The organism is Sulfurovum lithotrophicum (assembly GCF_000987835.1).
Taxonomy (GTDB): Bacteria; Campylobacterota; Campylobacteria; order Campylobacterales; family Sulfurovaceae; genus Sulfurovum; species Sulfurovum lithotrophicum.
Genome location: NZ_CP011308.1, coordinates 1063538 through 1089472, shown reverse-complemented (window position 1 = coordinate 1089472; position 25935 = coordinate 1063538). Strand labels below are relative to the sequence as shown.

The 25935-nt window shown below is 45.7% G+C and carries 22 protein-coding genes; 10 read left to right on the top strand and 12 right to left on the bottom strand.

Features of this window, described 5'->3' with window-relative positions; genetic code table 11:
* Nucleotides 1–7: 7 nt before the first annotated feature.
* The 5 genes from YH65_RS05335 to YH65_RS05315 form a co-directional block, all read right to left on the bottom strand.
* Entirely contained in the window at nucleotides 8–1696 is a 1689-nt protein-coding gene (locus YH65_RS05335; RefSeq protein WP_084722034.1) for an FMN-binding glutamate synthase family protein, read from the bottom strand.
* Nucleotides 1689–2129 (bottom strand): DoxX family protein, encoded by a 441-nt coding sequence (locus YH65_RS05330; protein ID WP_046550960.1) that lies wholly within the window; start codon nucleotides 2127–2129, stop codon nucleotides 1689–1691. Before YH65_RS05330 ends, YH65_RS05335 begins: the two co-directional genes overlap by 8 nt.
* A 103-nt stretch (nucleotides 2130–2232) precedes the next feature.
* Entirely contained in the window at nucleotides 2233–2421 is a 189-nt protein-coding gene (locus tag YH65_RS05325) for a hypothetical protein (protein WP_046550959.1), read from the bottom strand.
* Nucleotides 2422–2616 (bottom strand): hypothetical protein, encoded by a 195-nt coding sequence (locus tag YH65_RS05320; RefSeq protein WP_046550958.1) that lies wholly within the window; start codon nucleotides 2614–2616, stop codon nucleotides 2422–2424.
* 36 nt (nucleotides 2617–2652) lie between these two features.
* Nucleotides 2653–3636 (bottom strand): 6-phosphofructokinase, encoded by a 984-nt coding sequence (locus tag YH65_RS05315; protein ID WP_046550957.1) that lies wholly within the window; start codon nucleotides 3634–3636, stop codon nucleotides 2653–2655.
* An 89-nt stretch (nucleotides 3637–3725) separates the two neighbouring features.
* On the opposite strand from YH65_RS05315, the gene YH65_RS05310 reads away from it, so the two are divergent.
* The 4 genes from YH65_RS05310 (at nucleotide 3726) to YH65_RS05295 (ending at nucleotide 8111) form a co-directional block, all read left to right on the top strand.
* Complete coding sequence (locus YH65_RS05310) at nucleotides 3726–4577, top strand: LOG family protein (protein WP_046550956.1); 852 nt, start codon at nucleotides 3726–3728, stop codon at nucleotides 4575–4577.
* A 23-nt stretch (nucleotides 4578–4600) separates the two neighbouring features.
* Nucleotides 4601–4798, top strand: coding sequence for a PLDc N-terminal domain-containing protein (locus YH65_RS05305; protein ID WP_046550955.1), 198 nt, complete (start codon nucleotides 4601–4603; stop codon nucleotides 4796–4798).
* A gap of 93 nt (nucleotides 4799–4891) precedes the next feature.
* Nucleotides 4892–7525, top strand: coding sequence for a valine--tRNA ligase (locus tag YH65_RS05300; RefSeq protein ID WP_046550954.1), 2634 nt, complete (start codon nucleotides 4892–4894; stop codon nucleotides 7523–7525).
* Nucleotides 7497–8111: a tetratricopeptide repeat protein gene (locus YH65_RS05295; RefSeq protein WP_342666065.1), complete on the top strand. Its 615-nt coding sequence runs from the start codon at nucleotides 7497–7499 to the stop codon at nucleotides 8109–8111. The genes YH65_RS05300 and YH65_RS05295 overlap by 29 nt, the downstream gene beginning before the upstream one ends.
* Here YH65_RS05295 and YH65_RS05290 read toward each other — a convergent pair.
* The 5 genes from YH65_RS05290 to YH65_RS11225 all read right to left on the bottom strand — a co-directional run bounded on the left by YH65_RS05290 (nucleotide 8108) and on the right by YH65_RS11225 (nucleotide 16999).
* On the bottom strand, nucleotides 8108–10402 hold the full coding sequence (locus YH65_RS05290; protein WP_084722033.1) for a putative bifunctional diguanylate cyclase/phosphodiesterase: 2295 nt from the start codon (nucleotides 10400–10402) through the stop codon (nucleotides 8108–8110). The two genes, YH65_RS05295 and YH65_RS05290, sit on opposite strands and share 4 nt — an antisense overlap.
* Nucleotides 10403–10443: 41 nt before the next feature.
* Nucleotides 10444–11712, bottom strand: a complete 1269-nt coding sequence (locus YH65_RS05285) for a Y-family DNA polymerase (protein ID WP_046550951.1) — start codon at nucleotides 11710–11712, stop codon at nucleotides 10444–10446.
* Nucleotides 11713–11792: 80 nt separating this feature from the next.
* Nucleotides 11793–13883 (bottom strand): bifunctional diguanylate cyclase/phosphodiesterase, encoded by a 2091-nt coding sequence (locus YH65_RS05280; RefSeq protein WP_245609231.1) that lies wholly within the window; start codon nucleotides 13881–13883, stop codon nucleotides 11793–11795.
* A gap of 136 nt (nucleotides 13884–14019) precedes the next feature.
* Nucleotides 14020–14463 (bottom strand): hypothetical protein, encoded by a 444-nt coding sequence (locus YH65_RS05275; RefSeq protein ID WP_046550949.1) that lies wholly within the window; start codon nucleotides 14461–14463, stop codon nucleotides 14020–14022.
* Nucleotides 14464–14557: 94 nt separating this feature from the next.
* Entirely contained in the window at nucleotides 14558–16999 is a 2442-nt protein-coding gene (locus YH65_RS11225; RefSeq protein ID WP_052746099.1) for an EAL domain-containing protein, read from the bottom strand.
* Between the two features lie 157 nt (nucleotides 17000–17156).
* Here YH65_RS11225 and thiI point away from each other — a divergent pair, with 157 nt between their 5' ends.
* The 6 genes from thiI to YH65_RS05240 all read left to right on the top strand — a co-directional run bounded on the left by thiI (nucleotide 17157) and on the right by YH65_RS05240 (nucleotide 22996).
* Nucleotides 17157–18617, top strand: coding sequence for a tRNA uracil 4-sulfurtransferase ThiI (gene thiI, locus YH65_RS05265; RefSeq protein WP_084722031.1), 1461 nt, complete (start codon nucleotides 17157–17159; stop codon nucleotides 18615–18617).
* A gap of 70 nt (nucleotides 18618–18687) precedes the next feature.
* Entirely contained in the window at nucleotides 18688–20127 is a 1440-nt protein-coding gene (sufB, locus tag YH65_RS05260; RefSeq protein ID WP_179944245.1) for a Fe-S cluster assembly protein SufB, read from the top strand.
* Nucleotides 20124–20882 carry a Fe-S cluster assembly ATPase SufC gene (gene sufC, locus YH65_RS05255; protein WP_046550947.1) on the top strand — a complete coding sequence of 253 codons (759 nt, stop codon included), beginning with the start codon at nucleotides 20124–20126 and terminating at the stop codon, nucleotides 20880–20882. The genes sufB and sufC overlap by 4 nt, the downstream gene beginning before the upstream one ends.
* Entirely contained in the window at nucleotides 20879–22072 is a 1194-nt protein-coding gene (locus YH65_RS05250) for a SufD family Fe-S cluster assembly protein (protein ID WP_046550946.1), read from the top strand. Before sufC ends, YH65_RS05250 begins: the two co-directional genes overlap by 4 nt.
* Entirely contained in the window at nucleotides 22069–22503 is a 435-nt protein-coding gene (locus tag YH65_RS05245; protein ID WP_046550945.1) for a SufE family protein, read from the top strand. Before YH65_RS05250 ends, YH65_RS05245 begins: the two co-directional genes overlap by 4 nt.
* Nucleotides 22493–22996, top strand: a complete 504-nt coding sequence (locus tag YH65_RS05240) for a metal-sulfur cluster assembly factor (protein WP_052746098.1) — start codon at nucleotides 22493–22495, stop codon at nucleotides 22994–22996. The genes YH65_RS05245 and YH65_RS05240 overlap by 11 nt, the downstream gene beginning before the upstream one ends.
* Here YH65_RS05240 and polX read toward each other — a convergent pair.
* On the bottom strand, nucleotides 22993–24708 hold the full coding sequence (gene polX / locus YH65_RS05235) for a DNA polymerase/3'-5' exonuclease PolX (protein ID WP_046550944.1): 1716 nt from the start codon (nucleotides 24706–24708) through the stop codon (nucleotides 22993–22995). The genes YH65_RS05240 and polX overlap by 4 nt on opposite strands.
* Nucleotides 24705–25889, bottom strand: a complete 1185-nt coding sequence (locus YH65_RS05230) for a hypothetical protein (protein WP_046550943.1) — start codon at nucleotides 25887–25889, stop codon at nucleotides 24705–24707. Before YH65_RS05230 ends, polX begins: the two co-directional genes overlap by 4 nt.
* Between the last annotated feature and the right edge of the window lie 46 nt (nucleotides 25890–25935).

Below are 25935 nucleotides of genomic sequence, written 5' to 3'. Positions count from 1 at the left end.
CGGTTTTTTAACGCTGGTTCAGATCATTCATGGAAAGTTCATTGACACTGCTCTTACCCATGACCGCAAGGAGTGAACGTATGCCGTATAGCAGTTCATGATGATAATTGGCAACACTTTTGGCTTTTTGAAGTACCAGGTACTTGCTCCGCTTTCCTTCATCCATCGTAGCAAGCCCGACAGGACAGTTTCGCCCTCCCGCTCCGGAACATTCTCTGGCACGAATACACCCGGCAGAGATCATAAATCCTCTGGCAATATTGATAAAGTCTGCCCCGTAGCACAAAAGTTCAATCACATCATCGGGAGTAAGGACTTTTTCCGCAGCGATAACCCTGATATTATCCCGAAGACCATACGTTTCCAACACCTCGATCACGATCTGCAGGGCTGCACGTATGGGAAGTCCGATCTTGCTCATCATCTCCAGCGGAGCAGTTGCAGAGCCACCATCACCTCCGTCTATGGTAAGGAAATCGACAATGCTTTTACCGGCATCTTTTCTCTCTTTGAGTACCTCGGCATAGCGTTCAAAGTCTTCTCTGGTCGAAATAACTATCTTGAAACCTACCGGTTTATCAGAGAGTTCCTGCAGTTCAGAGATGAAATCAAAAAAAGTATCCATATCTTTGGCATAAGGAAAACGGTTGGGGCTTATGAGGTCCTTGTGCGCAGGTATACCCCTGTAATAGGCAATATCATCACTCACTTTCACTGCCAGAAGTTTTCCGCCTGTCTGCTTGGCCCCCTGTGCGAGTTTCACCTCGGTCATACGGCAGAATCGCATCACTTTCCGGTAGCGTTCGGCATCGAATTCACCTTTTTCATCACGTACTCCGTACAGGCCGGAACCCATCTGAAAGGTGATATCCGGTACGGAATGCGGTACTTCTGTTGGGAAATAGGAGAGATCCTGCGTCCAGTCTATACGGAAATAGAGCAGTTTTTTGTTGTCAAATATAAAAGTACCCCTGTCTTTCTGTCTTACGACCATCTTTCTGTAGACACGCTGGGCTATCTCTTTGTTGCTGAAAAAACATAAAAGCCTATAGACAGACCTTGCAAAGACCGTCCCTTTTCTGATCTCGAGGTAGTCGGTACAGTTACAATCCTCCACGTTCAAAGAGGCCAGAAAATTCGACGTGAGCCCGCCCTCTCCGGTGTTGATGGGAAATTGTCCTTTATAGGCACCGATGGAAAAAGCCCGTGTCCCCTCCGGCGAGATAGCACCGTCACTCATGGCCGAACGTCCTATGATACTTCGACTGATATAGGGAATTTTTCTCTTCTCTCCGAATGTAACGGAAAAAGCTTCCTGCACTTCATCTACCTCTTTGACAAAATTGGCATGTTTGAACAGTATCATCTGATTGGCATAGGGTTTGGTCGGTGAAAAAGAGAGGTAGGGGCTCTCTTTCTTTGCGACCTTGTTGATCCAAAGCAGCTTTTCGAAAGAATCATAAAAAGTCTCATCCCCGAAGTACTGACGCATGGGGCCGCGCAGCATATAGAAGAAGTAACATAATCGTCCGATAAGCGGGTAGTTGATGAGAAGCTGATTCTTTCTCTGTATGAACCTGTCATAAATGGCCACCATGATAAATATAATAAGAATAGTGACAATGGAAAGCTTGATCAATACGCTCCAGTCAGATGCAAAAAGAGGGAAATGTTCCATCAGATGCTCTTTATTCATCTGTACCATCCTTGAAGATCACTCTGTCCAGACTGTATTTTCCTGCACCGTAGGAGGCAAGGAAAATCAGGAAAATAAAATAATAGAGAGGTATTTCAAAACCGTTGTCGGCGACAGAGAACCCATACTGCAGATGGACGAAAAGAATGGCACCCAGCATCACACAGGCCAGCAGTACCGAAACCATGCGGGTATAAAGCCCCAGTATGAGAAAGACAATTCCCATGAGCTCTATGCCGGAGACAAGATAAGCCGACAAAAGCGGGAAGGGTATGGAGATACTCTCAAACCACTGTACCGTCTCTTTCAAATTGTTTATTTTCATCAGTGCCGGTTTGGCAAAGCCATAGGCCAGCACCAGCCGGACCAGTAAACGTACCAGGTTCTGCGGGTAAGATAACAATACCGCCGCTTCAGCAAAGAAATCTTTCATACTGCTCCCCTAAGGTTTTTCATTGGGATTATTATAGGATTTGACTGTGTAAAGCGTGTGCATTCAGGTAGTTTCCGCAGTTACCTGTTAAGAGAGGTTCTTTTTAAGCTTCCAGGCGAAAGCGGCACGTACCCAGTGTGACGGTCTTGCCTTTTTTGATCTCCGAGAGAATATACTGAAGCGTTGATTTAGGATCTGTTTCCGGCATTTCTTCAGTAATCATTTTTAAAGCATCTTTTTCACTCGTTCTCACCCATTTTTTCTCATAGGTGTACTGGGTATAGAATGTCAATTACACCAATCCCATCTCAGCGAAGATCGGTTCGACCTCCATCCACCAGTTCTCGAATCTAACGGCAATATCGTTAATGGCATTGTCTTCTTCCCTCCACTCTTTGAGCTTCTGTATGATCAAAGGTTTGTCTTCTGGGGTCACCTTATCTGATTTTTCTACTTTTTCTATTACCTTATCAATTTTTTCTTTCATTATATGTATCCTTTTTTCTTAATGGTTTATTTGGAATTATACCTGTTTATGCTGTGGTGATTCAAATTCTTTTCCCAACGCTAACAGGTCCTCATCTATCATGTACTTTTTGAAGGCGACATCCTTTATGTCTTTGCAGAGAAACATACCGTCATCATAACAGACCACTGTGCTTTTGATTCCCTCACGCAGCGCATCAATGGCAGTGGTAACAAAATGAAAAGCCATCAGGCGGTCATGCACGGTCGGAATGCCTCCTCGCTGGATGTGTCCCAACACTGTCATGCGTGACTCTATAGCGATCTCCTCTTCGAACCATTGGACGATCTGTTCGGTATTTTTCAATGCTTCGGAAACGATAGCGATAAAGTAGGACCTGCCCTGCTCTTTCTCTTCGAGGAACTCTTCTTTATAGACTTCAAGATTATAGGGAACCTCAGGTATCAGGCACATCTCTGCACCTGAGGTAAGGGCCGAGACAAGTGCCAGATAGCCGCACTCCCTCCCCATTACTTCAATGACAAATGCCCGACCGAATGAGGAGGCGGTATCGCGGATGGAATCGATCGCCACCCTGATGGCATTCAGTGCCGTATCGACTCCGAGACAGTACTGTGTGCCGGCAATATCATTATCAATAGTTGAAGGAATCCCTATAAAACCGATGTCGTTACATTCTTCTGAAAGCTTCTGCATACCTTTGAAAGAACCGTCACCTCCCAGGACTACAAGGCCGGTTATACCGTGTTCACGGAGATTTTCCAGTGCTATTTGCCTGTAGGATGATTCCTTGAAACGTTCAGATCTTGAAGTCCGTATTTTAGTGCCTCCAATGGAAATGATACCGGCTACATCACTGTAGGCAGCTGCACTTATCTTGTTGTCGATCAAGCCTTCATAGCCATTCTCGACAAAAAAAGGTCTCATTCCCTGATCGAAAGCATAGTCGACAAACCTTTTCAATGCCGCATTCATCCCGGAAACATCCCCTCCTGAACAAAGTATCGCAATATTTTTCATTTTTTCTCTTTACTGTATTATCTATTTTTCACTTACTTTTTCACTTACTTCTATGATAATTATAACATGATTGACTGTATAATATTTGCATGAAGAAAAATAACAAAAAAACACTGAAGAATAATCATACTATTATACATAGATATACAAAAGAGGATGAAGCATTCCTCTATTCCAATGATGCCCGGGGGGTAAGGCTGGAGCTTGACTATCTCAAAGCGGAAACAAAACTCAAAAATGATGGCATAGAACATACCATTGTCGTTTTTGGAAGTGCGCGTGTCATCCCTTTTGATGAAGCACTCAAAAAACTGGAGAAGATCAAGAAAAAATTCAAATCAAAACCCAATTCAGAAGCACTGCTTGCCCAGCTTCGTTCGGCAGAAAGGATCGTGGAGAAGAGCCATTACTATGAAGAAGCACGCCATTTTGGAAAATTGGTGGGCAAAGCAGGCAAAGGTCCTGATGACACCTATGTCACATTGATGACCGGCGGAGGGCCCGGCATTATGGAAGCAGCAAACCGCGGTGCGCATGAAGTCGGTGCCAAATCTATCGGACTGAACATCGAACTTCCTCATGAACAGGAGCCAAATCCCTATATCACACCTGAACTAAGCTTTCATTTCCGCTATTTTGCCATACGAAAGCTGCATTTTATGCAGCGTGCAAAGGCACTTGTAGTATTTCCGGGAGGCTTTGGAACTCTCGACGAACTCTTCGATCTGCTTACCCTGATACAAACAGGAAAGAACCCTCCCATCCCAGTGGTACTGGTTTGCCGTTCCTATTGGGAGAGGATCATCGATTTTGAATTCTTATATGAAGAAGGTGTCATCGCAAAAGAGGACCTCGATATTTTTTCCTATGCAGAAACAGCTGAGGAAGCATGGAAAAGCATCCTCAAATGGCACAAACAAAACAAAACACCGCTGTTTTAGACAGTGACATACAGGAGTAAACCATGGAAGCAATAGGTGCAATGATAGGAATGCTGATCGGCCTGGCAGTTTTCATCTTCTGGCTGTGGGCATTGATAGATATAGTTAAAAGTGACTTTAAAGACTCTGCAACAAAGATCATCTGGTTTATCCTTGTCTTTTTTCTCTACTTTCTCGGCGCAGCCATTTACTACTTTTTTGGCAAAGACCAAAAGATATGAATGACTGCCCATAAAAGAAAAAGCACCATTTAGATATAATCGCGGCAAATATAGAGCTAAACGTTTAGCGTTTAGTGTTTAGAAGGATCGTTAGTGAGTGAAACAAAAAAGAACGTCTACAATCCAAAAGAGATCGAAGAGAACTACTACAAAATCTGGGAAGAACGCGGATATTTTGAGACAGGTGGCAACCGGGAGATACAGGAAAAGGGAAAGAACTTCTGTATCATGATGCCTCCTCCCAATGTTACCGGGCACCTTCACATCGGCCACGGACTGACATTTACCCTTCAGGACATCATCGTGCGTTACAAGAGAATGGACGGGTTCAAAACACTCTGGCAGCCCGGTACGGACCATGCAGGGATCGCGACACAGAATGTCGTTGAGAAACAGCTTCTGGCAGAAGGAACCACCAAAGAGGAGATAGGCAGAGAAGCCTTTCTCAAAAGAGCGTGGCAGCAAAAAGACAGTTCAGGGAATGCCATTACCAAACAGCTCAGAAAACTCGGTGTATCACCTGCCTGGAGCCGTGAGCGTTTCACGATGGATGAAGGACTGGCCAATGCCGTCAAAAAATCTTTCAAGCAGATGTACGACAACGGCGATATTGTCCGCGGGAACTACATGATCAACTGGTGTACCCATGACGGTGCCCTCTCCGACATTGAAGTGGAACATGAAGACCATATGGGGCATCTTTACCATCTCAGATATCCGCTGACGGACGGTTCAGGCTTTGTTATCGTGGCAACCACACGTCCGGAGACCTATTTTGGAGATACTGCCGTGATGGTCAATCCCAACGATGAACGCTACAAACACCTCATTGGAAAGAGCGTCACACTTCCACTTATCGGACGTGAAGTGAAGATCATCGCCGATGAACACGTCGATATGGAGTTCGGTACGGGAGTCGTAAAAGTTACACCGGCACATGACCCAAACGACTACGAAGTAGGCAAAAGACATAACCTCGACTTCATCACTATCTTCGATGAGAAAGGTATTCTCAACGAAGAGTGCGGAGAGTTCGCGGGTATGGAGCGTCTCGAAGCAAGAGAACCCATTATGGCAAAACTCGAAGAAGAAGGTTTCGTGGAAAAAGTGGAAGAGCATGCCCATCAGGTCGGGCACTGCTACCGCTGCAAGAACATTGTGGAACCCTATATCTCCAAACAGTGGTTCGTCAAAAAAGAGTTTGCCAAAGCATCCATCGAAAAAGTCAACAACGGTGAAGCGGAGTTCTTTCCTTCTCACTGGATCAACTCTTACAATGCATGGATGAGTGAACTGCGTGACTGGTGTATCTCCCGTCAGCTCTGGTGGGGACACCAGATACCGGTCATGTACTGCGACGACTGCGGTGCAGAGTTTGCCTTTGACGGGGAAACACCTATAAAATGTATCAAATGCGGATCGACCAATATCCATCAGGATGAAGATGTGCTCGATACCTGGTTCTCTTCCGGACTCTGGCCTTTCTCAACACTTGGCTGGGGTAACGGTGAAGCCTTTAAGAACGAAAAGTGGTTCGAGGAGGATATGAAAGAGTTCTACCCCAACCAGCTTCTTATTACCGGATTTGACATTCTCTTCTTCTGGGTTGCCAGAATGTTGATGATGGGCGAGAACATTACCGGAGAACTCCCTTTCAAAGACATTTATCTGCATGCACTGGTCAAAGATGAAAAAGGCGAAAAGATGTCTAAATCCAAAGGGAATGTCATCGACCCGCTTGTTATGATAGAGAAGTATTCTACTGACGCACTCAGGTTTACGCTTGCCGTACTTGCCGTACAGGGACGCGACATCAAGCTGAGCGAAGAGAAGCTCGAGCAGAGCCGTAACTTCACCAACAAGCTTTTCAATGCGGCCAATTATCTGCAACTCAACCAGGATACTTTTACAGACCTGGACCAAAGGAATATCAACACACCGCTGGGACGCTACATGCTCTCCCGTTTCAACCTTGCGGTCAAAGAGACCAGAGACTACATCGACCAATACCACTTCAACGATGCGGCAACCACACTCTACCGCTTCATGTGGGGTGAGTTCTGTGACTGGGGCATTGAGCTGAGCAAAGCAAGCAAAGAGAGTGTGGCAGAACTGGGAAGCATCTTCAAAGAGTCGCTGAAGCTGCTTCACCCTTTTATGCCGTTCATCACTGAAAACCTCTATCAGAGACTTTCCGGAACTGAACTTAGTGACGCTACTTCCATTATGGTCATGCCTTACCCGAAAGTGACCGAGATCGATGAAGAAATCGCCGAGCAGTTCAACCTTGCCATTGAGGCGATCGTCTCAGTCAGACGTTGCAAAACACTCATCGAGAAAGGGAATCAGAAGATCGAAAAGGCGGCTATCAAGTTCAACAAAGAAGCTGATAGAGCCCTGCTCAAGCCCTTCATAGAGAAGCTCGGAAAAGTGGAAGAGATCACTTTTGTAGATGAAAAGCTGCCAAACTGTGTTACCGATGTCTCTGACAGCTTGGAGACGATGATCTCCACGGAAGATATCGACATGTCTGCGATCATCGGCAAGCTTTCCAAGCAGAAAGAGAAACTTGAAAAGGAAATACAAAAGCTTTCGGGTATGCTGAACAATGAAAAATTCGTTGCCAACGCACCCGAGCAGGTCATTGCGGAGAATAAAAAAGCCCTTGAAGAGGCTCAAAACAAAATAACAAAGGTCAATGCGGAGCTTGAAGGGTTCGGTGCCTGAGATGACTGCGCAGCTACAGGAAGCATTCAATGCACTGAATGCCAAAGAATACGATAAGGCCTTTGTACTCTATTCTGCTCTGGCCGAAGAGAAAGAACCTACTTCGTTCTACTATCTGGGATTCCTTTATTTCAGGGGATTCGGTGTCCAGCAGGATTCAAAAAAAGCCTTTGAGAACTACCTCGAAGCGGCAACAAGGGAAGTACCCATTGCACAGTTCGAAGCAGCCCTGATGCTTGAAGAGGGTGAAGGATGCGAACAGAATTTCTCAGAAGCTGCATTCTGGTACGAAGAGGCAGCCAAAAGAGGAAACATCGATGCTTTCAACAACCTTGCAGCCATGTTCAAAGAGGGACGTGGCGTAGAACAGGATTACAATAAAGCCTATGTTCTTTTTAAAAAAGCTGCCATGGCGGGCAATGCTTCGGCACAATTCAACCTTGGTGCACTCTACGACATGGGACTGGGGTGCGAGGAAGATAAGGAAAAAGCTATCGAATGGTGTAGAAAAGCCTCTTTCCAGGGCCATCAAAAGGCCAAAGAGATCATGATGCGTATGCAGAACGACGGACAGATCGTTTTTTAAACCAGGAACTTCTCTGTAAATTCCTCCTCTGGAAGAGGCGGACTGATAACATATCCCTGATAACTCAGAGTATTGTCTATCTCCCTGAGGATATCTCTTTGTGTGGCATTCTCTATCCCTTCTATAATCACATTGTAATGAAGCTGTTTTCCTATACTGATCATGGTACGCATCAGGGCGATACTCTCCTCATCATCGACAAGACCGGACATGAACTCCCTGTCGATCTTCAAAACGGAGAAAGAAAGTTTTTTAAGATAGGAGAGTGACGAATACCCCGTACCGAAATCATCAATAACACACCTGATACCACTCTGCTGTAATTCCACTATGACATCCTGGGTCATTTCAAAATTATCGATTAGAGAAGTTTCCGTGATCTCTATTTTGATATCGGAACTATTGACTCCGTATTCTGTAAGTTTGTCAAGGAAGGTCTGGGCAAAATTGTTTTTCAGCAGCTGCTTTGCATTGATATTGATGGAGATATAATTCACTTTCCATCTGCCCACCTCTTTCCACTCTTTTATCTGCCGGCACACCGTCTCAAGCACCCACCAGCCTACCTCTACAATGATGCCAGATTCAATCGCCACAGGAATGAAATCTTCAGGCATGACCAGTCCCTGTACAGGGTGTTCCCAGCGAATGAGTGCCTCTGCTGCATGCAATGAGTCGTCTTTGATTTTGACTATAGGCTGGTAGTAAAGCTCCAACGCATTGTCATGCAGGGCAGAAATGAGTTCATGCTGTAGATTAAAAACTTTTTTACGTTCTTCATCCAATGCTTTGTTGTAATAGGATATAAAATCATGGCCGTGTTTCTTCGCCTGGTACATGGAAACATCCGCATGTCTGACGATCTCTTCGATATCATTGAAACCTGGTTCGATGATAACTACTCCTATACTTGTTCTCACATGCAGGAGGACATCATCCAGTATAAAAGGTTCATTGAAGCTTTTCTCTATCTTTTTAACGTATTCTTCTGCTCTATTTTTTGTTTTATCTGGCAACTCATCTATGAAAGGAGCAACTATAATGAACTCGTCTCCTCCCATTCTTGTGAGATTGTTATGCGCATCTACAAGTTGCTTGAGTCGTTCCGCTACTGCTACAAGCAGTTTGTCTCCAAAAGAATGGCCCAGGGAGTCATTGATGTATTTAAACTGGTTGAGATCCATATAGAAAAGGATGGAATAATATCTCTGATGCTCTGCCATGGAAACCATCTTTTCCATGAAATCTATAAATCCTCTTCGGTTATTCAGCGATGTCAAAGAGTCATGCATGGCATTATATTCCAACTCTTTGATAGCATTATGCTCTTTTGTCTTATCCTCTATCAGGATAAGACCTCCGATTACTTTTTTTTCCCTGCTGTAAAGAGGAGCAGACTTCGCTTCTATCCAGTAATTGAAACCTTTTATTGACATATAAGGTCCCACATAGGTTTGAGGCCCTTCTGTGAGTGCTTTTTTCGCAGGCCTAACAGGGCTGTTGTCGGGAAGCTGACTCAGACTTCTTCCGATGATCTCTTCTTTTTGAAGAGCAAAAAGATCAAGAAAAGCCTGATTGCAATCCGTAATGACAAGATCGGTATTATATGTGAATATCCCGATGGGAGCCTGTTCGAAAAAGAGTGCCAGCATCTCCTGCTTGGTTTGGAGCTCAGACTGTACCTTTGCGATCTCTTCATTCTTTCTATCCATCAGAAGATTGGTATCATAGCCATGGAACACCATATTTGTCAATGTAATGAAATAGAGTATCAGTAATAGTCCGATGATGACCGTATTCCATGTCTGCAACAGAAGCATTTCTACCGCAACAGGCAATAGCAGTATCATGATATAGCCTATGGCCATGCGGTGGTCCGAGGAGAGGGATACGACCGCCCCACCACTGATGCCTATAAGGATCATAAATACGAAAAGCTGATAATACTCACTTAAGTTCGGAATAGTAAACAGAGCCAGACATCCCAATAAAAAAGCAGTTCCCCAAGCTTTAATAATGAATTGTTTATGCCAATATTCCAAAGAGTGTTTTTTTAGGTTTCCCCTATACTGGTAGCCGTCATAGAGCCGCGATATGGAAAGAGAAAAGATCGCGACATACCACAAGTACATTATTTTTCCCATAGAGGGAAGAAGCATGAAAAGCAGGATCGTTTCAAGCATGATAAGAGGAATTACTGTCCTTCCTATGGACGAAAAAAGGTTTTGAAGTACTTCCGGTTTGAGTTCCCGATACGTTTTAAAGTATAAAAGTTTTTTTAAAAAATTCATGATGTATTATACTATAGGACACCTCTAATATTAGAGGTGTCCTATAGTTCATCTGCTGTTTTGACGATATCAAGTCCAAACCTCTCTCTAAGAGAGTGGATATGACAGGAGAGTACATTGGCAGAGATATCATCGTTCAAATCGAACAGGGAAAGCGTTCTGGCATGATGTATCGTAAAGTTTGATACATTAAGCGTCAGCTTTATCGCTCCCCTACCCGGCAGCATCATCTCCTCATACATTCTGGAAAGTGCACTTTTGAAGAGCTGTTCACTGAAGAGCCTGTTGACCGTCTCACTCTTTTTTACTCTGATGCCATACTCGTAGTTAATTTTCAGATGGTAAGTCGTCGGGTTGACTTCGATCGCCATGACCATATAGCTGATATGACGAGCCATGACCATGATACGCCTTTTGATTTCATTACTCTCATGGATCGGGTCGAAAGTTCTGCTGATCCCGATGGACTTCCTCTCTCCCCTGCCTTCAATACCTTCATTACATGTACCTGTCACTCTGTGGTAGAGTTGTATGCCCGGCTTTTTCCAGGAGTAGAAAAGCGGCTTGTTCCGCTTTACGTCCCCCAGCGTTTTAATGTATCGTTCCTCCAGACGCTTCTGGAAACCTTTGCCTATACCAGGAAACGCTTTAATGGGAATATTTTCAATGTAGGCATCAATATCTTTGACTTCATAGACCCCAAAAGGTTTTGCCGACTCCGTAGCAAGTTTTGCGATCCATTTAGCCTGTGAAATACCTATGGATACTGGGATGTCGAACTGCTCAATCATCTTCATTTTAAGATCTATGGCAAATGCATAGACATCCTCATCTGCTATCCATCCGCTGACATCGGCAAAGAACTCGTCTATGCTGAACTGTTCTACCAGTGGCATCTCCTGCAGCATCAAAGTATGTATCTTATGCGAAAGCCTGTGATAAAGGGGATAATGGGAAGGTACCACCACCATCAAAGGGCAAAGATGCAAAGCCTGGGCAATGGGCATGCCTGTCTTGACACCGTACTTCCTCGCTTCATAGCTGGCCGTAGTAATGATGCCCCGTATTTTATTTTTTCCATCTATTTTGTCTATGAAGTAGGAGTCAAAGATCTTTTTTCTGTCACTGTAGAAGACCGGTGTTACAAAAGCACCGCTGTTATTATTCATCAGTCTGATATTGGTACGTTTCCGGTTGAAAATCTCAAGATTGCTCCGGTTTCCTACCGCCATAGGTATACCTTTCAGGGAAGGATCTACCGTACGTTCGGCAGAAGCGAAAAAACTGTCGATATCTATATGCAGGAACATCTATACTATTCACTTTTTTATTCACTATATCACAAAAAAAAAGATAGATATAAAAATATGGCATATTGCCATTTTTACCATTATTGGTGTTTTTGAAGAAAATACCTCACCTGTTCTGAAGTAATGGGTCGACTATAGTAAAACCCCTGTATTTTGGTACAGCCGTTCTTGACCAAAAAATCTTTCTGGGCATCTGTTTCAACCCCTTCGGCAATAATATCGAGTTTCAGGCTGTCCGCCAGTGCGATAATCGCTTTGACAATAGCCATATCTTCTTCATCGCCTGGTATATCCATTATAAAAGACTTGTCGATCTTCAAACGGTTGATAGGCAGACGTTTCAAAAGGGAAAGCGAGGAGTATCCTGTACCGAAATCATCTATCGATATACCTATGCCCATGGCACTGAGTTTCTCGAGTCTTGTAATCATCTCGGTATGATTCTTCATGACCTGCCCTTCAGCGATCTCCAACTCCAGCCATGCCGGCTTGAAAGCAAAGTCATTAAGAGCCCTTTCTATCTCTTCCATGAAGTGATGCCCTTCAAGCTGCTTGATGGAGATGTTCAAAGCAAGTATATCAGAGAGTAATGCCTCCCCGTGCCAGGCAGAAACCTGTTTCATAGCTGTTCGCATCACCCACCTGTCAATATCGACGATCAACCCTGTCTCTTCTGCCAGGCCGATAAATACTTCAGGATAGAGCAGGCCTCTTGTGGGGTGCTGCCATCTGACAAGTGCCTCAAGACCGATTATCTTCTCTGTTCTTGCATCAATCTGAGGCTGGTAATGAATACAGAGTTCCTCTTTTCCTATCGCTTCTTTCAGACTTGTTTTCATTGCCATACGTTCCAGAGCATACTCCGTCATCTCAGAGGCATAGAACTCGAAGGTATTTCGGCCATTCTCCTTGGCCTTGTACATAGCCGTATCAGCATATTTCAACAGGCTTTCCGCATCCATGGCATCCTGTGGATAGAGACTGATACCGATACTCCCTGAAATATACAATGTATATTCATCAATGTACATAGGCTTTTGCAGGACTAAGAGGATTTTCTCAGCCAAAACAGAAGCATTTTCAGGATACCCCAGATCTTCCATGATCACTGTAAATTCGTCACCGCTCAAACGCGCAAGTGTGTCCTCCTGCCGGATGGTCTCTTCTATGCGTTTTGCCGTAGCCCTGAGAACCCTGTCACCGATACTGTGTCCCAAAGAATCATTGATATGCTTGAATTTGTCCAGGTCGATGAAGAAAAGTGCAAAATCCTTTTTAGATCGCTCTGTCTTTCGAATGCTTTGTTCCAACCTGTCGAAAAAAAGTACGCGATTTGGAAGGCGTGTTAATGCATCGTGGTGTGCCTGGTAACGCAAAATATTCTTTTGTTCCAGTAATACCGCTTCAGCCTTTTTTTGTTCTGTGATATCATGGGCATAACTAACAATTCCCGTTGTCTCTTCATTCTCATCCTTTAAAAGCGAGAATGAAAGTACGGCATAGAGAGGTTCTCCTGATTTTTTCTGCAAGAGCATCTCTGCTTTGTACTCCCCATTCTCCTTTAGCTCGGATATCCCTTTTTCATACGTGTCTGTGGTATTGTCCGGAAACAGAACGGAGAAGTTTTTACCGATTATCTCATCAGCTCGATACTCAAAAAGTATCTCTGAGCCCTTGTTCCAGCTTCTGATGAACCCGTTCATGTCAAGCGATATCACCGCATCATGTATCTGTTCCAATATCTGTGCTTGCTGAAAGTACTTGAGCTGCAGTTCTTTTTCTTCGGTAATATCGGTATGCGTACCCACCATCCGGATCGCATCCCCCTCTTTATCATAGATGATACGTGCTCTTCCAAGCACCCATATCCAGTGTCCGTCCTTATGTTGCAGACGATGGTTGTTCTCAAATACTTTACGATGTTCCCTTATATGCTCTTTGAGTGACTTCATAACAGTCACTATGTCCCCTGGATATGCCAGTTTCTTCCATGTACCTTCAGTATTGGGAAGTTCCTTGTCCCTATAGCCAAGCATCTCTTTCCAACTTGGAGAAATATAGAGTGTATGATTCACCATATCCCAATCTAGAATGGATGTTTTACTGCCACAGAGCGCAAGTTCAAAACGCTCTTTTAGTCTTTCATCCATTTCAATTTTTCCCGAAGTCATCATATTTCTCTTTGATCTATATTTTTGCCCATCCATCATATTTATAATCAATAATAGTTATATTATAATAAATTTTATCATCAGAAATCAATAAACCGGTACTATTTTTGTCACTACAGCCTAAAATGTTACAAGACTAGTCAAAATATTCGCAATCTTCTCTCTTGATATCGAAACGGAACAATTCCTTTTTGCTTTTTGCACTTCGGTAGATATAGGCAATATTGATATGGGCATCCAAAAAGCGTTTTGAACTATGGCATATACCATTAGTCACCGCTTTTTGCATCCGTGTTCTATCCTCTTTCTGCACAGCTTCATCACTTTTCGCACCGGTGTTGATCTCAAAAACATATATTAACGTTTCATCTTTCGCTTCAACCTGCGTCAATGTAGTGTAGTCATCCACTTTTTGAGGCAGGTTCTCATTCAGCCCTTCAGCTGCCATTTTTACAATGGTCTTGTTCTGCTTTTGCATCTGCGTAAGCGGCAATTCTTTTTGTATGATCTTAGGCTCCTCAGCCAATAGCATCTGACTCAGTAAAAGTGTGCTTGCCAAGAAGAAAACTGTTTTTTTCATCTATATTCTCCAAATTCTGTAGTTTATCTTTTATTTTAACGTTAATATCGGTCCAAAACTTTGATATAGGTCATTGCACCGTTTAAGTTCTCTCTTAACAGATATCAAAACACTTTATTTCTATCTGCTTTGCCGTCATCGGTCTGCCGTAGTAATATCCCTGCATAAAAATACACCCGTTGTAGACGAGAAACGCCTTTTGTGCTTCATTTTCAACACCTTCAGCAATGATCTGAAGATTAAGGCTTTTTGCCAGAGCAATGGTTGCTTTGACGATGGCGGCATTTTCTCTGTCTTCCGGGATCCCGTGAATAAAACTCTGGTCTATCTTGAGTCTACTGACGGGTAGACGTTTCAGATAACTTAGGGAAGAGTAGCCCGTACCGAAATCGTCAATAGCAACACTGATACCCATTGCTTTGATCTCGTCAAGTATTGCTACTGCCTCATCAGGATTTTTCATCATCTGTCCCTCGGTCACTTCCAGCTCCAGCCATACGGACTTAAACGACATCGTATCAAGACACTCTTTCAGTACATCGATGAAACGGCCATCTTTTAACTGCCGCATGGAAAGATTCAGTGAAAGCACACCGGGGTCAAGTCCGCGTGCATACCATTGGCGTACCTGTCTCATCGCCGTGCGCATCACCCACCTGTCTATCTCCAAAATCAACCCAGTCTCTTCGGCGAGTGGAATGAACTTGTCAGGAAGAATCATGCCCAGATGCGGGTGTTTCCAGCGTATCAGCGCTTCCATTCCGATCATCCTGCTGGTTTGGGCATTGACCTGTGGCTGATAATAAAGAAGGAATTCTTCATTTTTGATCGCCTGGCGAAGGCTCGCTTCCATGACTACACGTTCATAGGCCAGTGTTGTCATTTCCGAAGAGTAAAACTGGAAATTGTTACGCCCCTCCTCTTTGGCTTTGTACATCGCTGCATCGGCATATTTTAGAAGGTCATTGGCATCCTGTGCATCCTGCGGATAAAAAGAGATTCCGATACTGCAGGAGATATAGAGCGTGTGCCCCTCTATATGCATCGGCTGGGTCAATACTGTCTGTATTTTCTGTGCCAGACCGGAAACTTCCTGAATTTCATTGAAATTTTCCATGATAATAGTGAATTCGTCACCACCCAGCCTGGCAAGGGTATCTTCTTTGCGTATCTTTGCCTTCAGTCGTTCCGAAACGACTTTAAGCACCTTATCACCTATGTGGTGCCCGAGCGAATCGTTGATCTGCTTGAAGTTGTCCAGATCAATAAAGAAGAGGGCCACTTTACTGAGTTGTCTTTCTGCCAGTTTAAGCCCATGTTCAAGCCGGTCGGAAAAAAGTATCCGGTTTGGCAGCCCGGTAAGGGCATCATGATGTGCCTGATGATGCAGTATATCTTTTTGTCTGAGCAGTTCCATCTGGGCTTTTTTCTTCTCTGAAATATCTCTTACCACTGTATAGATGACATGTTTTTCCTCCAGCAGAATAGGGGTCAACGTCACTTCGGCCAGGAACTTTTCTCCATTGGCTCTCAAGTAGACACATTCAAACTGGTATCCTTTGTATCTCCTGGCCAGATCTACCATCTCTTTTGATTTTTCATAGGAGTTCCTTCCATCGGGCTGAAACTTGGGAACCATATCGCTATAGTGCATATTAAGCAGTTCCTTTTTTGAACCGTACTTAAGTATCTCAACCATTTTTTCATTACATTCGATAAAGGTTGGACCATCCACGATAAGAATACCGTCCGATGATTTCTCAAACAACGTTTCAAAAGTCTCTTTCTGCCTGCTGATTTCACGTGTCTTTTTCGCAATATCCTCTTCCAGCCTTGCAAGATACTCCTCTTCCTTCCGGTGTATGCGTTTAATCAGAAGATAGATGACCACAAGAAGCAGCACATAGATCAGTATTGCTGCCAGAAGAGAACTCAGGAAGTTGCCATAGAGTCCGGTAAAAAGATCGCGTTCTTTGATCTTAATATGCATCACACCGCGTATTTCACCCAGTTTATAGTCATAGGCTTTGTCATATCGTTTTCGGATGCTGGGCACAGCCTCTTCACGTTTTCCGTGGCAACGCAGACAGCTCTTTTCGATATAAAGCGGTTTGATGTAACTGTAGGTCTCCTCATTTTCCACGAATTTGTATTTTTCTTTGGGATGGGATTTGAAATAGTTTATCATCTGTGCTTCAAAACGGTCCACTTTGTTGAGAGGGTTCCTGGGACGGTCAGAGACCGTACGTACGACGATCTCCCCGTTGATCTTTGAACTGAAATGTTCGCTGATCTCGGTAATGGTCTTGACCGGGAGTAGATTAAGCGTAGAATCGGTGATCTTTATATGTTCACGAAGAAAGACATCCTGATAGGTCTGGCGGAAGGAAGAGATGAATTCGGCAAGCGATTTACTCTCATGCAGAACGATGAGTTTTTGTACCTTGCTGATCTCCTGATATTGTTCATAGGTACGGTAAAAGAGTACAACGAACAGGAGTACTGCGAAAAGAATGAAGAATTTCAAACGTTTCATGATGGTTTTCCTTCCGTCATTCAGTAATGTGAAGACAGTTTTATATTCTAACATATATTTTTCTTATTTTATATATTCCCGTCTAAATTCACTAAAAAATACTTCGAAGAAGTTCTTGTGATATAATACGATTCATTTTATTTCAAGGCAGAATGTCGTGACAGAAACTAACGTCAAAACACAGAAATTCATCCTCAAACTCTTCCCGGAGATCATGGTCAAAGGCTCTTCGGCCAAAAAGCAGATGGTCCAGCAGCTTTACAGCAATCTCCAAACCCTGCTCAGCAGAATAGATGAGCAGATAGCCATCAGAAAATTCTCCGATAAAATCGAGGTGGTCACTCCTCTCGACGCTTTGGAAGAGGTACGCAACACACTCCTGCATACACCGGGCATCGAGCAGGTACTCGAAGCACTGCAGTTCGACCAGATGGACAGCCTCGATAAAATCAAAGAGAAGGTCTGCGAGACCGTCGCACCAACCATCGAGGGCAAAAGCTTCGTCGTGCGTGCCAAACGCACAGGAAGCCACCCTTTCAACTCTTCGGAAATGGAGCGTGTCATCGGCGGCTATACCCTGGCACACAGTAACGCGGCAGGTGTGGACCTGCATAACCCTGAAGAGACGGTGCGTATAGAGCTCATCAACAACCAGCTCAACATCATTACAGACAAACACATGGGACTTGGCGGTTTTCCCATAGGCACACAGGGAGACGTACTCTCGTTGATGTCCGGTGGGTTCGACTCCACCGTGGCAAGCTACCTGACCATGAAACGGGGTATCAAGACCCACTTCATCTTCTTTAACCTCGGCGGCGCGGCACATGAGATAGGCGTAAAGCAGGTCTCTCTTTACCTCTGGAGCCGTTACGGAGCTTCACACCCTGTGCAGTTCGTCACCGTACCGTTCGACACTGTCATCGAAGAGATCTTCCGTTCCACAGCGGAGACCTACATGGGTGTGACCCTTAAACGCCTCATGCTGATGGCGGCAGAAAAGATCGCCAACGAGATGGGTATCGATGCTCTTGTTACGGGAGAGAGCGTCGCACAGGTCTCCAGCCAGACCCTGAGAAACCTCGCACTCATCGACCAGGTGACCAACAAACTGGTACTCCGCCCGCTTGCCACATTCAATAAACCCGAGATCATCGACATCGCCACCAGGATCGGCACACGCTACTTCGCCGAGAATATGCCCGAATACTGCGGTGTCATCTCCAAGAACCCCATCATTCACGGCTCCTACAAACGCATGGGGAAAGAGGCAAAACGCTTCAACTATGAAGTGCTCGACAAAGCTGTTCAGGATGCCGTCAGCCTCGATATCCGTGATATCGTGGATGATGTCAGCCAGAGTGCGCCGGTAGAGGTAATCAATGACCTTGGCAGCGGTGACTACACCATCATCGACATCCGTACCGACGCTCCATGCATCGAGGCAGAATGTAAAAGCATACAGATCCCCTTTCACAAACTCAAGACCGAGTTCAAGAAGCTTCCGCAGGACAGGGAGTACCTTCTCTACTGTGACAAAGGGATCATGAGCCAGCTACACGCCCAGTATCTGCGTGACTCGGAGAACAGAGAGAATGTGAGGGTTTACAGACCGTAGCTAACCTCTTATTAATCTATCTGTGCTATAAATATAAATAAGACAAATTTCCTCCTAAAGGAGTATGCCGATGGCAAACGAAGAACTCGACAAAGCTGTCTCGGGTGAATACAACCTTGGTTTCGAGATCGATATCGAGACCGATGTCGTACCTCCAGGACTTAATGAAGATACGATACGCTTCATTTCAAAAAAGAAAGAAGAGCCGGAATGGATGCTTGAGCTCAGACTCAAAGCCCTCAGAAAATGGCTGACGATGGAAGAGCCCCATTGGGCACATCTTGAATATGAGCCTATCGACTATCAGTCCATCTCCTACTACGCTGCTCCAAAGCAGGGGATCGAAAGTCTCGACGAAGTCGACCCCAAGATTCTTGCCGCCTATGAGAAACTGGGGATCCCCCTGGAGGAACAGAAGCAGCTTGCCGGCGTCAAAGTAGCTGTCGATGCGGTCGTGGACTCGGTCTCAGTCAAGACCACCTACTCCGAAGAGCTTCAGAAGCACGGCGTGATCTTCTGCTCCATCTCCGATGCAATACGTGACTATCCGGAGCTTATTAAGAAATATATGTTTTCTGTCGTTCCCATGGCGGACAATTATTTTGCGGCACTCAACTCGGCTGTCTTCACTGACGGAACTTTTGTATATATTCCCAAAGGAGTACGCTGTCCGATGGAGCTTAGCACCTATTTCCGTATCAACGCGCTCAATACGGGGCAGTTCGAACGGACACTTATCGTAGCCGATGAAGACGCTTATGTCAGTTACAATGAAGGATGCTCTGCACCGACACGCGATGAGAACCAGCTTCATGCCGCCGTGGTAGAACTTGTGACCATGAAAGATGCCGAGATCAAGTACTCCACCATCCAGAACTGGTACCCCGGAGACGAGAACGGCAAAGGCGGTATCTACAACTTCGTGACCAAGCGCGGACTCTGCAAGGGGGACAACTCAAAGATCTCCTGGACGCAGGTGGAAACAGGTTCTGCCATTACATGGAAATACCCAAGCTGCATCCTCAAAGGTGACAACTCAGTAGGCGAATTCTACTCGGTCGCCGTGACCACCCTCGCCCAGCAGGCTGATACGGGTACCAAGATGATCCACCTCGGGAAGAACACCTCTTCGACCATCATCTCCAAAGGTATCTCGGCGATGAAGGGGCAGAACACTTACCGGGGCCTGGTGAAAATAGGTTCGGATGCCGAAGGTTCAAGAAACTACTCGGAATGTGACTCCCTGCTCATCGGCGACAGGTGCGGGGCACACACTTTCCCCTACCTCGAATCAAAAGATACGCAGGGGCAGATAGAACATGAAGCCACCACTTCGAAGATCAGCGATGAACAGCTCTTCTACCTCAGACAGAGAGGGATCAATGAAGAGGATGCCGTCTCGATGATCGTTCACGGGTTCTGCAAAGAGGTATTTTCACAACTCCCTATGGAGTACGCGGTAGAAGCAAAAGCATTATTGGAATTAACATTGGAAGGAAGCGTAGGATGACAACATTAGAGATAGAGAACATACATGCAAAGATCGGAGAGAAAGAGATACTCAAGGGCTTGAACCTTGCATTGGAACCCGGAAAGGTCCATGCCATCATGGGGCCCAACGGTGCGGGTAAATCGACACTCTCCAAAACCATTGTGGGACACTATGACGTGGAAGTGACGGAAGGCGACATCCGCTACAAAGGCAAAAGCATCATAGAAATGGAGCCTGAGGAGAGAGCACTCGAGGGTATCTTCCTTAGTTTTCAGCATCCTGTGGAGATCCCCGGTGTGAACAATGCCTATTTCCTCAGAACTGCACTCAATGCCAAACGCAAACATGAAGGAAAAGAGGAGCTCAATGCAGCCGAATTCCTCAGGCTGATGAAGAGCCATCTCGAAATGCTCGGTATGAAATCGGACATGATCAGCCGTTCGCTCAACGAAGGCTTCTCCGGCGGAGAGAAGAAACGCAACGAGATCCTGCAGATGCTCATCCTGGAACCTGAAGTGATCATCCTCGACGAGATCGACTCCGGGCTGGACATCGATGCGCTCAGGGCGGTCTCTGAGGGTATCAACAAGATGAAGGACGGCAAGCGTTCCTTTCTCGTCATTACCCACTACAGCCGTATTCTGGACTACATCGAACCTGACTATATCCATGTTCTTAAGGACGGGCGCATCATCAAAACGGCAGGTCCTGAGCTGGTTGCTCAGCTGGAAGAGGAAGGGTATGAATCCATCATCGAGGATATAGAGTCATGATACTCGACACACTGAGAAACAAAACAGCGGGGGAGTTGGGTCAGCTACTACAGGCTGATGAGCATACAGCTATCCTTGAAAGGCTTCATACGCTTGGCATACCCACTAAAAAAGGTGAAGCCTACCGCTATTTTGACATTGAATCACTCTTTGCCAAAGAGTACGATACCCTTACCTATGTACCCAGAGAGATCAAAGAAAGCGAAGACATAGTCATTGTGAACGGAACAGTCCTTTCCGCCCCCAAGGGGATGCGCATCTTCTATGAAGCCTGCAAAGAGATCGATATGGCACACTTCGATCCGCTCTACTACCTCGGTCATCTGCTCGTACCGCATGTCATCAAGATAGAGATCGACGGCGATGCCCATGTGGAGATCGTGCACCGTTTCACGAAAAGCAATACACTGATCAACTACCGTATCGTGCTGGAGAACCAGAGCAACAGACATGCTACGGTGTATGAGACTTTCGAAGAGGAAGATATCTCCGGATCGCTGGTGCTTTACGGCCACGATATACGCATTGCGCCAGACAGTACGCTCAGAATGCTCAAAACACAGACGCTGAACCCCAAGGACTATGCCATCGTCGCATCCCACAGCATTCAGGTCGGCAGAAATGCCAATGCCATTTTCAAATCATTCGATTTTGGCGGCGGCCTTGGTCTGCAGCTTCTCAAAATGGAACTGGATGAGCATGCCCATGGACAGGCGGGACACCTGCTCTACCTGAACAGCGATGCCAGAAGAGGTACCGTGTCGCAGATCGTGCATAAAGGGATGCACTCCACTTCCTCACAGGAAGCCAAGAATATTCTGGACGGCTCTGCCAGGGGGATCTTCGATGCGTTGATCAAGGTGGAGCATTCGGCCAAATATACCAAAGCACACCAGAACTCCAAAGCGATCCTCCTGGATGAAAGAGCTTACATGGCGGCAAAGCCCCAGTTGGAAATATACATAGACGAGCTGGAAGCCTCACACGGTTCCACAACGGGGCAGCTGGACAAAAAACAGCTCTTCTACCTCCAGTCACGTGGTATTTCCGCTACTGAAGCCCGAAAGATGCTGGTCATCGCCTTTGCCAATACACTTATCGAGAAGGTCAAGGACAGCCGGCAGCAGGAGCGCATCAAAGAGGCATTTGACAATGCTTTTTATACCCTTCACGAAAAGGAGGCATCATGAGCATGGAAGAGACCATTTTCCGTTACAAAGAAGATTTCGATCTTTTCCCAACGGCCAACGACAAACTCGAATATATCTTCGACCTGGGGAAGAAACATACCACGCTTCCCCAAGAGGAGAAGAACGACGAGACCTTTGTAGAAGGATGTGCCTCCGCCGCATGGCTTGTCGGTGAATGCAAAGACGGTAAACTCGTTCTGCGTGGAGAAGGTACTTCAGAAATGGCCAAAGGGATGCTGACGCTCCTGCTAGACATTTTTAATAACCGTACGCCTGACGAGATCCTGAATTTCGATCCGGCAAAACTGCATGGGATGGGTGTCATAGAACTACTCTCACCTGTGAGACAGCAGAGTCTGGAAGCCTTTTTGAACAAGGTGTATGCCTATGCGAAAAGATGCAAAGAAAAGGAGATTTCAAATGAATCCTGAAGATATAAAAATAGACGACATCCCTACCACGGCTGAAGAGATGAAAGCCTACGAAGAGAAGTTTGGAAAGAAAGAAGAAACACCAAAATCTGAAGTCAAAAGACCTTCCGAAACAGAGATCAGAGAACGGATGGATGAGAACAAACGTGCCTTTCTTGACAAGACACCGAGTGACGAGGAGATGAAAGAGATCGTCATCGAGGAACTCAGAAAAATCTATGACCCGGAACTACCTGTCAATATCTACGACCTTGGCCTCATCTACAATGTAGAATGCTGGACCAACGAGGTCTCCCTGATGAAATGGTGCAAGATCACTATGACCCTGACCTCTGCTACCTGCTCCATGTCCGACGTCATTGTCGATCTGGTCAAAAGCATCAGCAAGCGTGTCGAGTATCTTGAGAATGTGGATGTCGACATCGTCTTCGATCCACCCTGGGACCAGAGCAAAATGAGCGACGAGGCCAAACTGGCAATGGGAATGCTTTAACCCAAAAGCTTTTTCAGTTTTAAAAGGGAAAGGGTGTTGATGACATCCTTCTCTTCCAGCCACCCCCTTCTTGCCTGATACACCCCGTACTTCATGTAGTCCAAAGATGCCGCGTTGTGTGAATCTGTCGAAATGGCAAAACGCACACCTGCCTCTTTGGCACGCTTGGCGTAGATATCGTTCAGGTCAAGCCGTTTGGGCTGTGCGTTTATCTCAAGGAAACAGCCATTGTCCGTTACCCCTTTGAACAATTGTTTCATATTCACCTTGTAGGGTTCCCTTTCACCGATAAGCCTACCCGTAGGGTGTACTAGTATTTTTACATAGGGATTTTCCAGGGCCTTTAAAATCCGTCTGGTCTGCATCTTCTGTGTCAGCCCGAAGTGGTCGTGTACCGCAGCGACCACAAGGTCCATCTCTTTGAGTACGCTGTCCGGCAGTGCCAGACTTCCATCTTCAAGAATGTCCAATTCAACACTCTTAAGTATGCTGATACCCTTCAATTCTGCATTGATCCGGTCAATCTCCGCCATCTGTTCCCGCGCCCGTTTCTCATCCATACCGCGTACGATACTCATATGCTTGGAATGGTCGGTAATGGCGATATATTCGTATCCGTGTTCTTTTGCTGCCAGCGCCATTTCTTCAATGCTGTTATGCCCGTCACTGTAATGGGTATGCATATGCAGGTCGCCCCTTATCCGCGTCTGTTTTACGAGCTTTGGAAGCCTGTTCTCCCGTGCAGCGGTATGCTCCCCCCTGCTCTCTCTGAGCTCAGGCTCGATATAGCGAAGACCCACACCCTCATACATCTCTGCCTCTGTGGCACCAGCGATCCTTTTTCCGTCTTTGAAAAGGCCGTATTCGTTGACCTTCATCCCCATATCCCTTGCCATGATCCGTACAGCGATATTGTGCGATTTCGAACCGGTGAAGTAGTGCAGTGCCGCTCCGTAGCTCTCGGCTTGCACACAGCGGAGATCGACCTGAAGGTCGCTGTTGAGAATGACCGTGGAGCGTGTATCACCGTGTGAAACGATCTCTTTGATCCCGGGGTAGTCAACGAAATAGTCTATGAGTTTTGCCGGATCTTTCGAAGTTGCCAGAATGTCCAGGTCGCCAACGGTCTCTTTTCTCCTTCTAAAACTCCCCGCAACAGTGACCTGTTCTGCTCCGGAGAATTTTTTCAGGTATGTCTCAAGTGCCTCTGCATGAGGTTCCGCCACAGAGTAGAGAAAACGTTTTCCCTCTTTCTTGGCCAGCATCGTACCCTTGAGTATCTTCTGCTCCATCTTCTCACTGAAACCTCTGAGCTGACTGATCTTGTGTGCTTCGGCTGCTTTTCTCAAGGCATCCAGAGAGCCAATGTGTAATTCCTGGTAAAGGATTTTAGCTCTTTTGGGTCCGATACCTTCTATCTTGAGAATATCAAGAAGATGTGGAGGGAATGAATGTTTGAGATATTCAAGCTTCGCAAGTCTGCCGGTCTGAACGATCTCTCTGATCTTGTTGGCTATGCGCTCTCCGATCGTGGGGATCTTTGAGATATCCTCACCGGCTTCGACCATTTTTGAAAGGTCTTTTCCCAGGTTCTCAATGGTACGTGCGGCATTCCTGTACGCCCTCGTTCTGAACGGATCCTCTCCTCTGATCTCCAGTAGATCGGCCATCTGAGTAAAGATGGAAGCGATCTCTGCATTGCTGACGGTCATGACCCCTCTCCCCATTCTATACGCAGGTAGCCGTCCGGCATCAGGCTTGTAGCCAGCATTACCGCATTGATATCGAGATGTTCTATCCAGGTATTGCTTTTTTGATTTTCATCGTCCAGCCAGAATGCTTCGATGTACTCCTGCAGAGCACTGTACTCTCCAAGTGTTCCAAGTAATGATCTCAACAATTTCTCATTGGCAACAGCCAGTTTATGTTCATCAAGCAGATGCTTGATGATCTTTACCGCATGTAGTCCTATGCTCAACCCAAGTTCACGAAATGCCAGACGGTATTGTGCCGGGTACTTCACTGTTTCTTCAGCAAGGAAATATCCGATCCCCTGCCAGGCATGGTCCAGTATGGAAAACAGCATATTGGATGTTGATTCACTGTTTTCAACAATATCCAGCTGCGCCAAAATGCAGGCATCACTCAGCAATCCGCCCAGACCGAGAGGATCTGTCGTATCCATCCCCATCGAACTGGCCATCTGGTACAGTCCTTCTATTTGAGGAGAGATATCAAGTTCACCGGAAAAATTTCCATAGCGTTCCGCTGTCTTTTGCAATGCAAGATAAGTGATGTACCCATCGAGTGCATCATGCTGTCCCATGGAAGATACCAGAGGATAGCTCAGGTCAATGCTCATTTTCCAGAACATACGTCTTGCTCCGTAAGGCGTCAGATACGTAAATTTTTCATAAGCTGTTTTCGCAAGTTCAAGAGCCCAACGATTATACTTCGGATCCTCTGTCACTTCGGTCACAATATTCAATGCATGCATCCATTTGGTCAGATAATGGAAGTACTGTCCATCCTGCTCCCACTCCAGACGTTCATCCTGAGGATCATTCTCTTTTCTCTCATTCAGAGCTTTACCGATCCGCAGGCCACCAATGGTTGGATGCATCTCAGCTTCCCTGTCATCAAGGCCGCTGATCCAGCCGCTTCGGCTGTCGTCACTGCGATGTCTGCCAAGTACATGATGCACCTGATCGACAAGCAGCAGTGCATCTTCCCTGTAGCGTTCCAATCCTGTCTGACGGTAAAGCTCCAAAAAACTGCAGACAGCAAAAGCATCGGTCCATAGATAACGCTTCGGCACACAGCCACCTTCTCTGATACAGGTACGCTTTGCAAAACTTGTCATGATGGTCTCAACGATAGCCACTTTATTCATTACATACTCCTAAAGGAATCTCTTATTAAATAATACCTAATTTTTA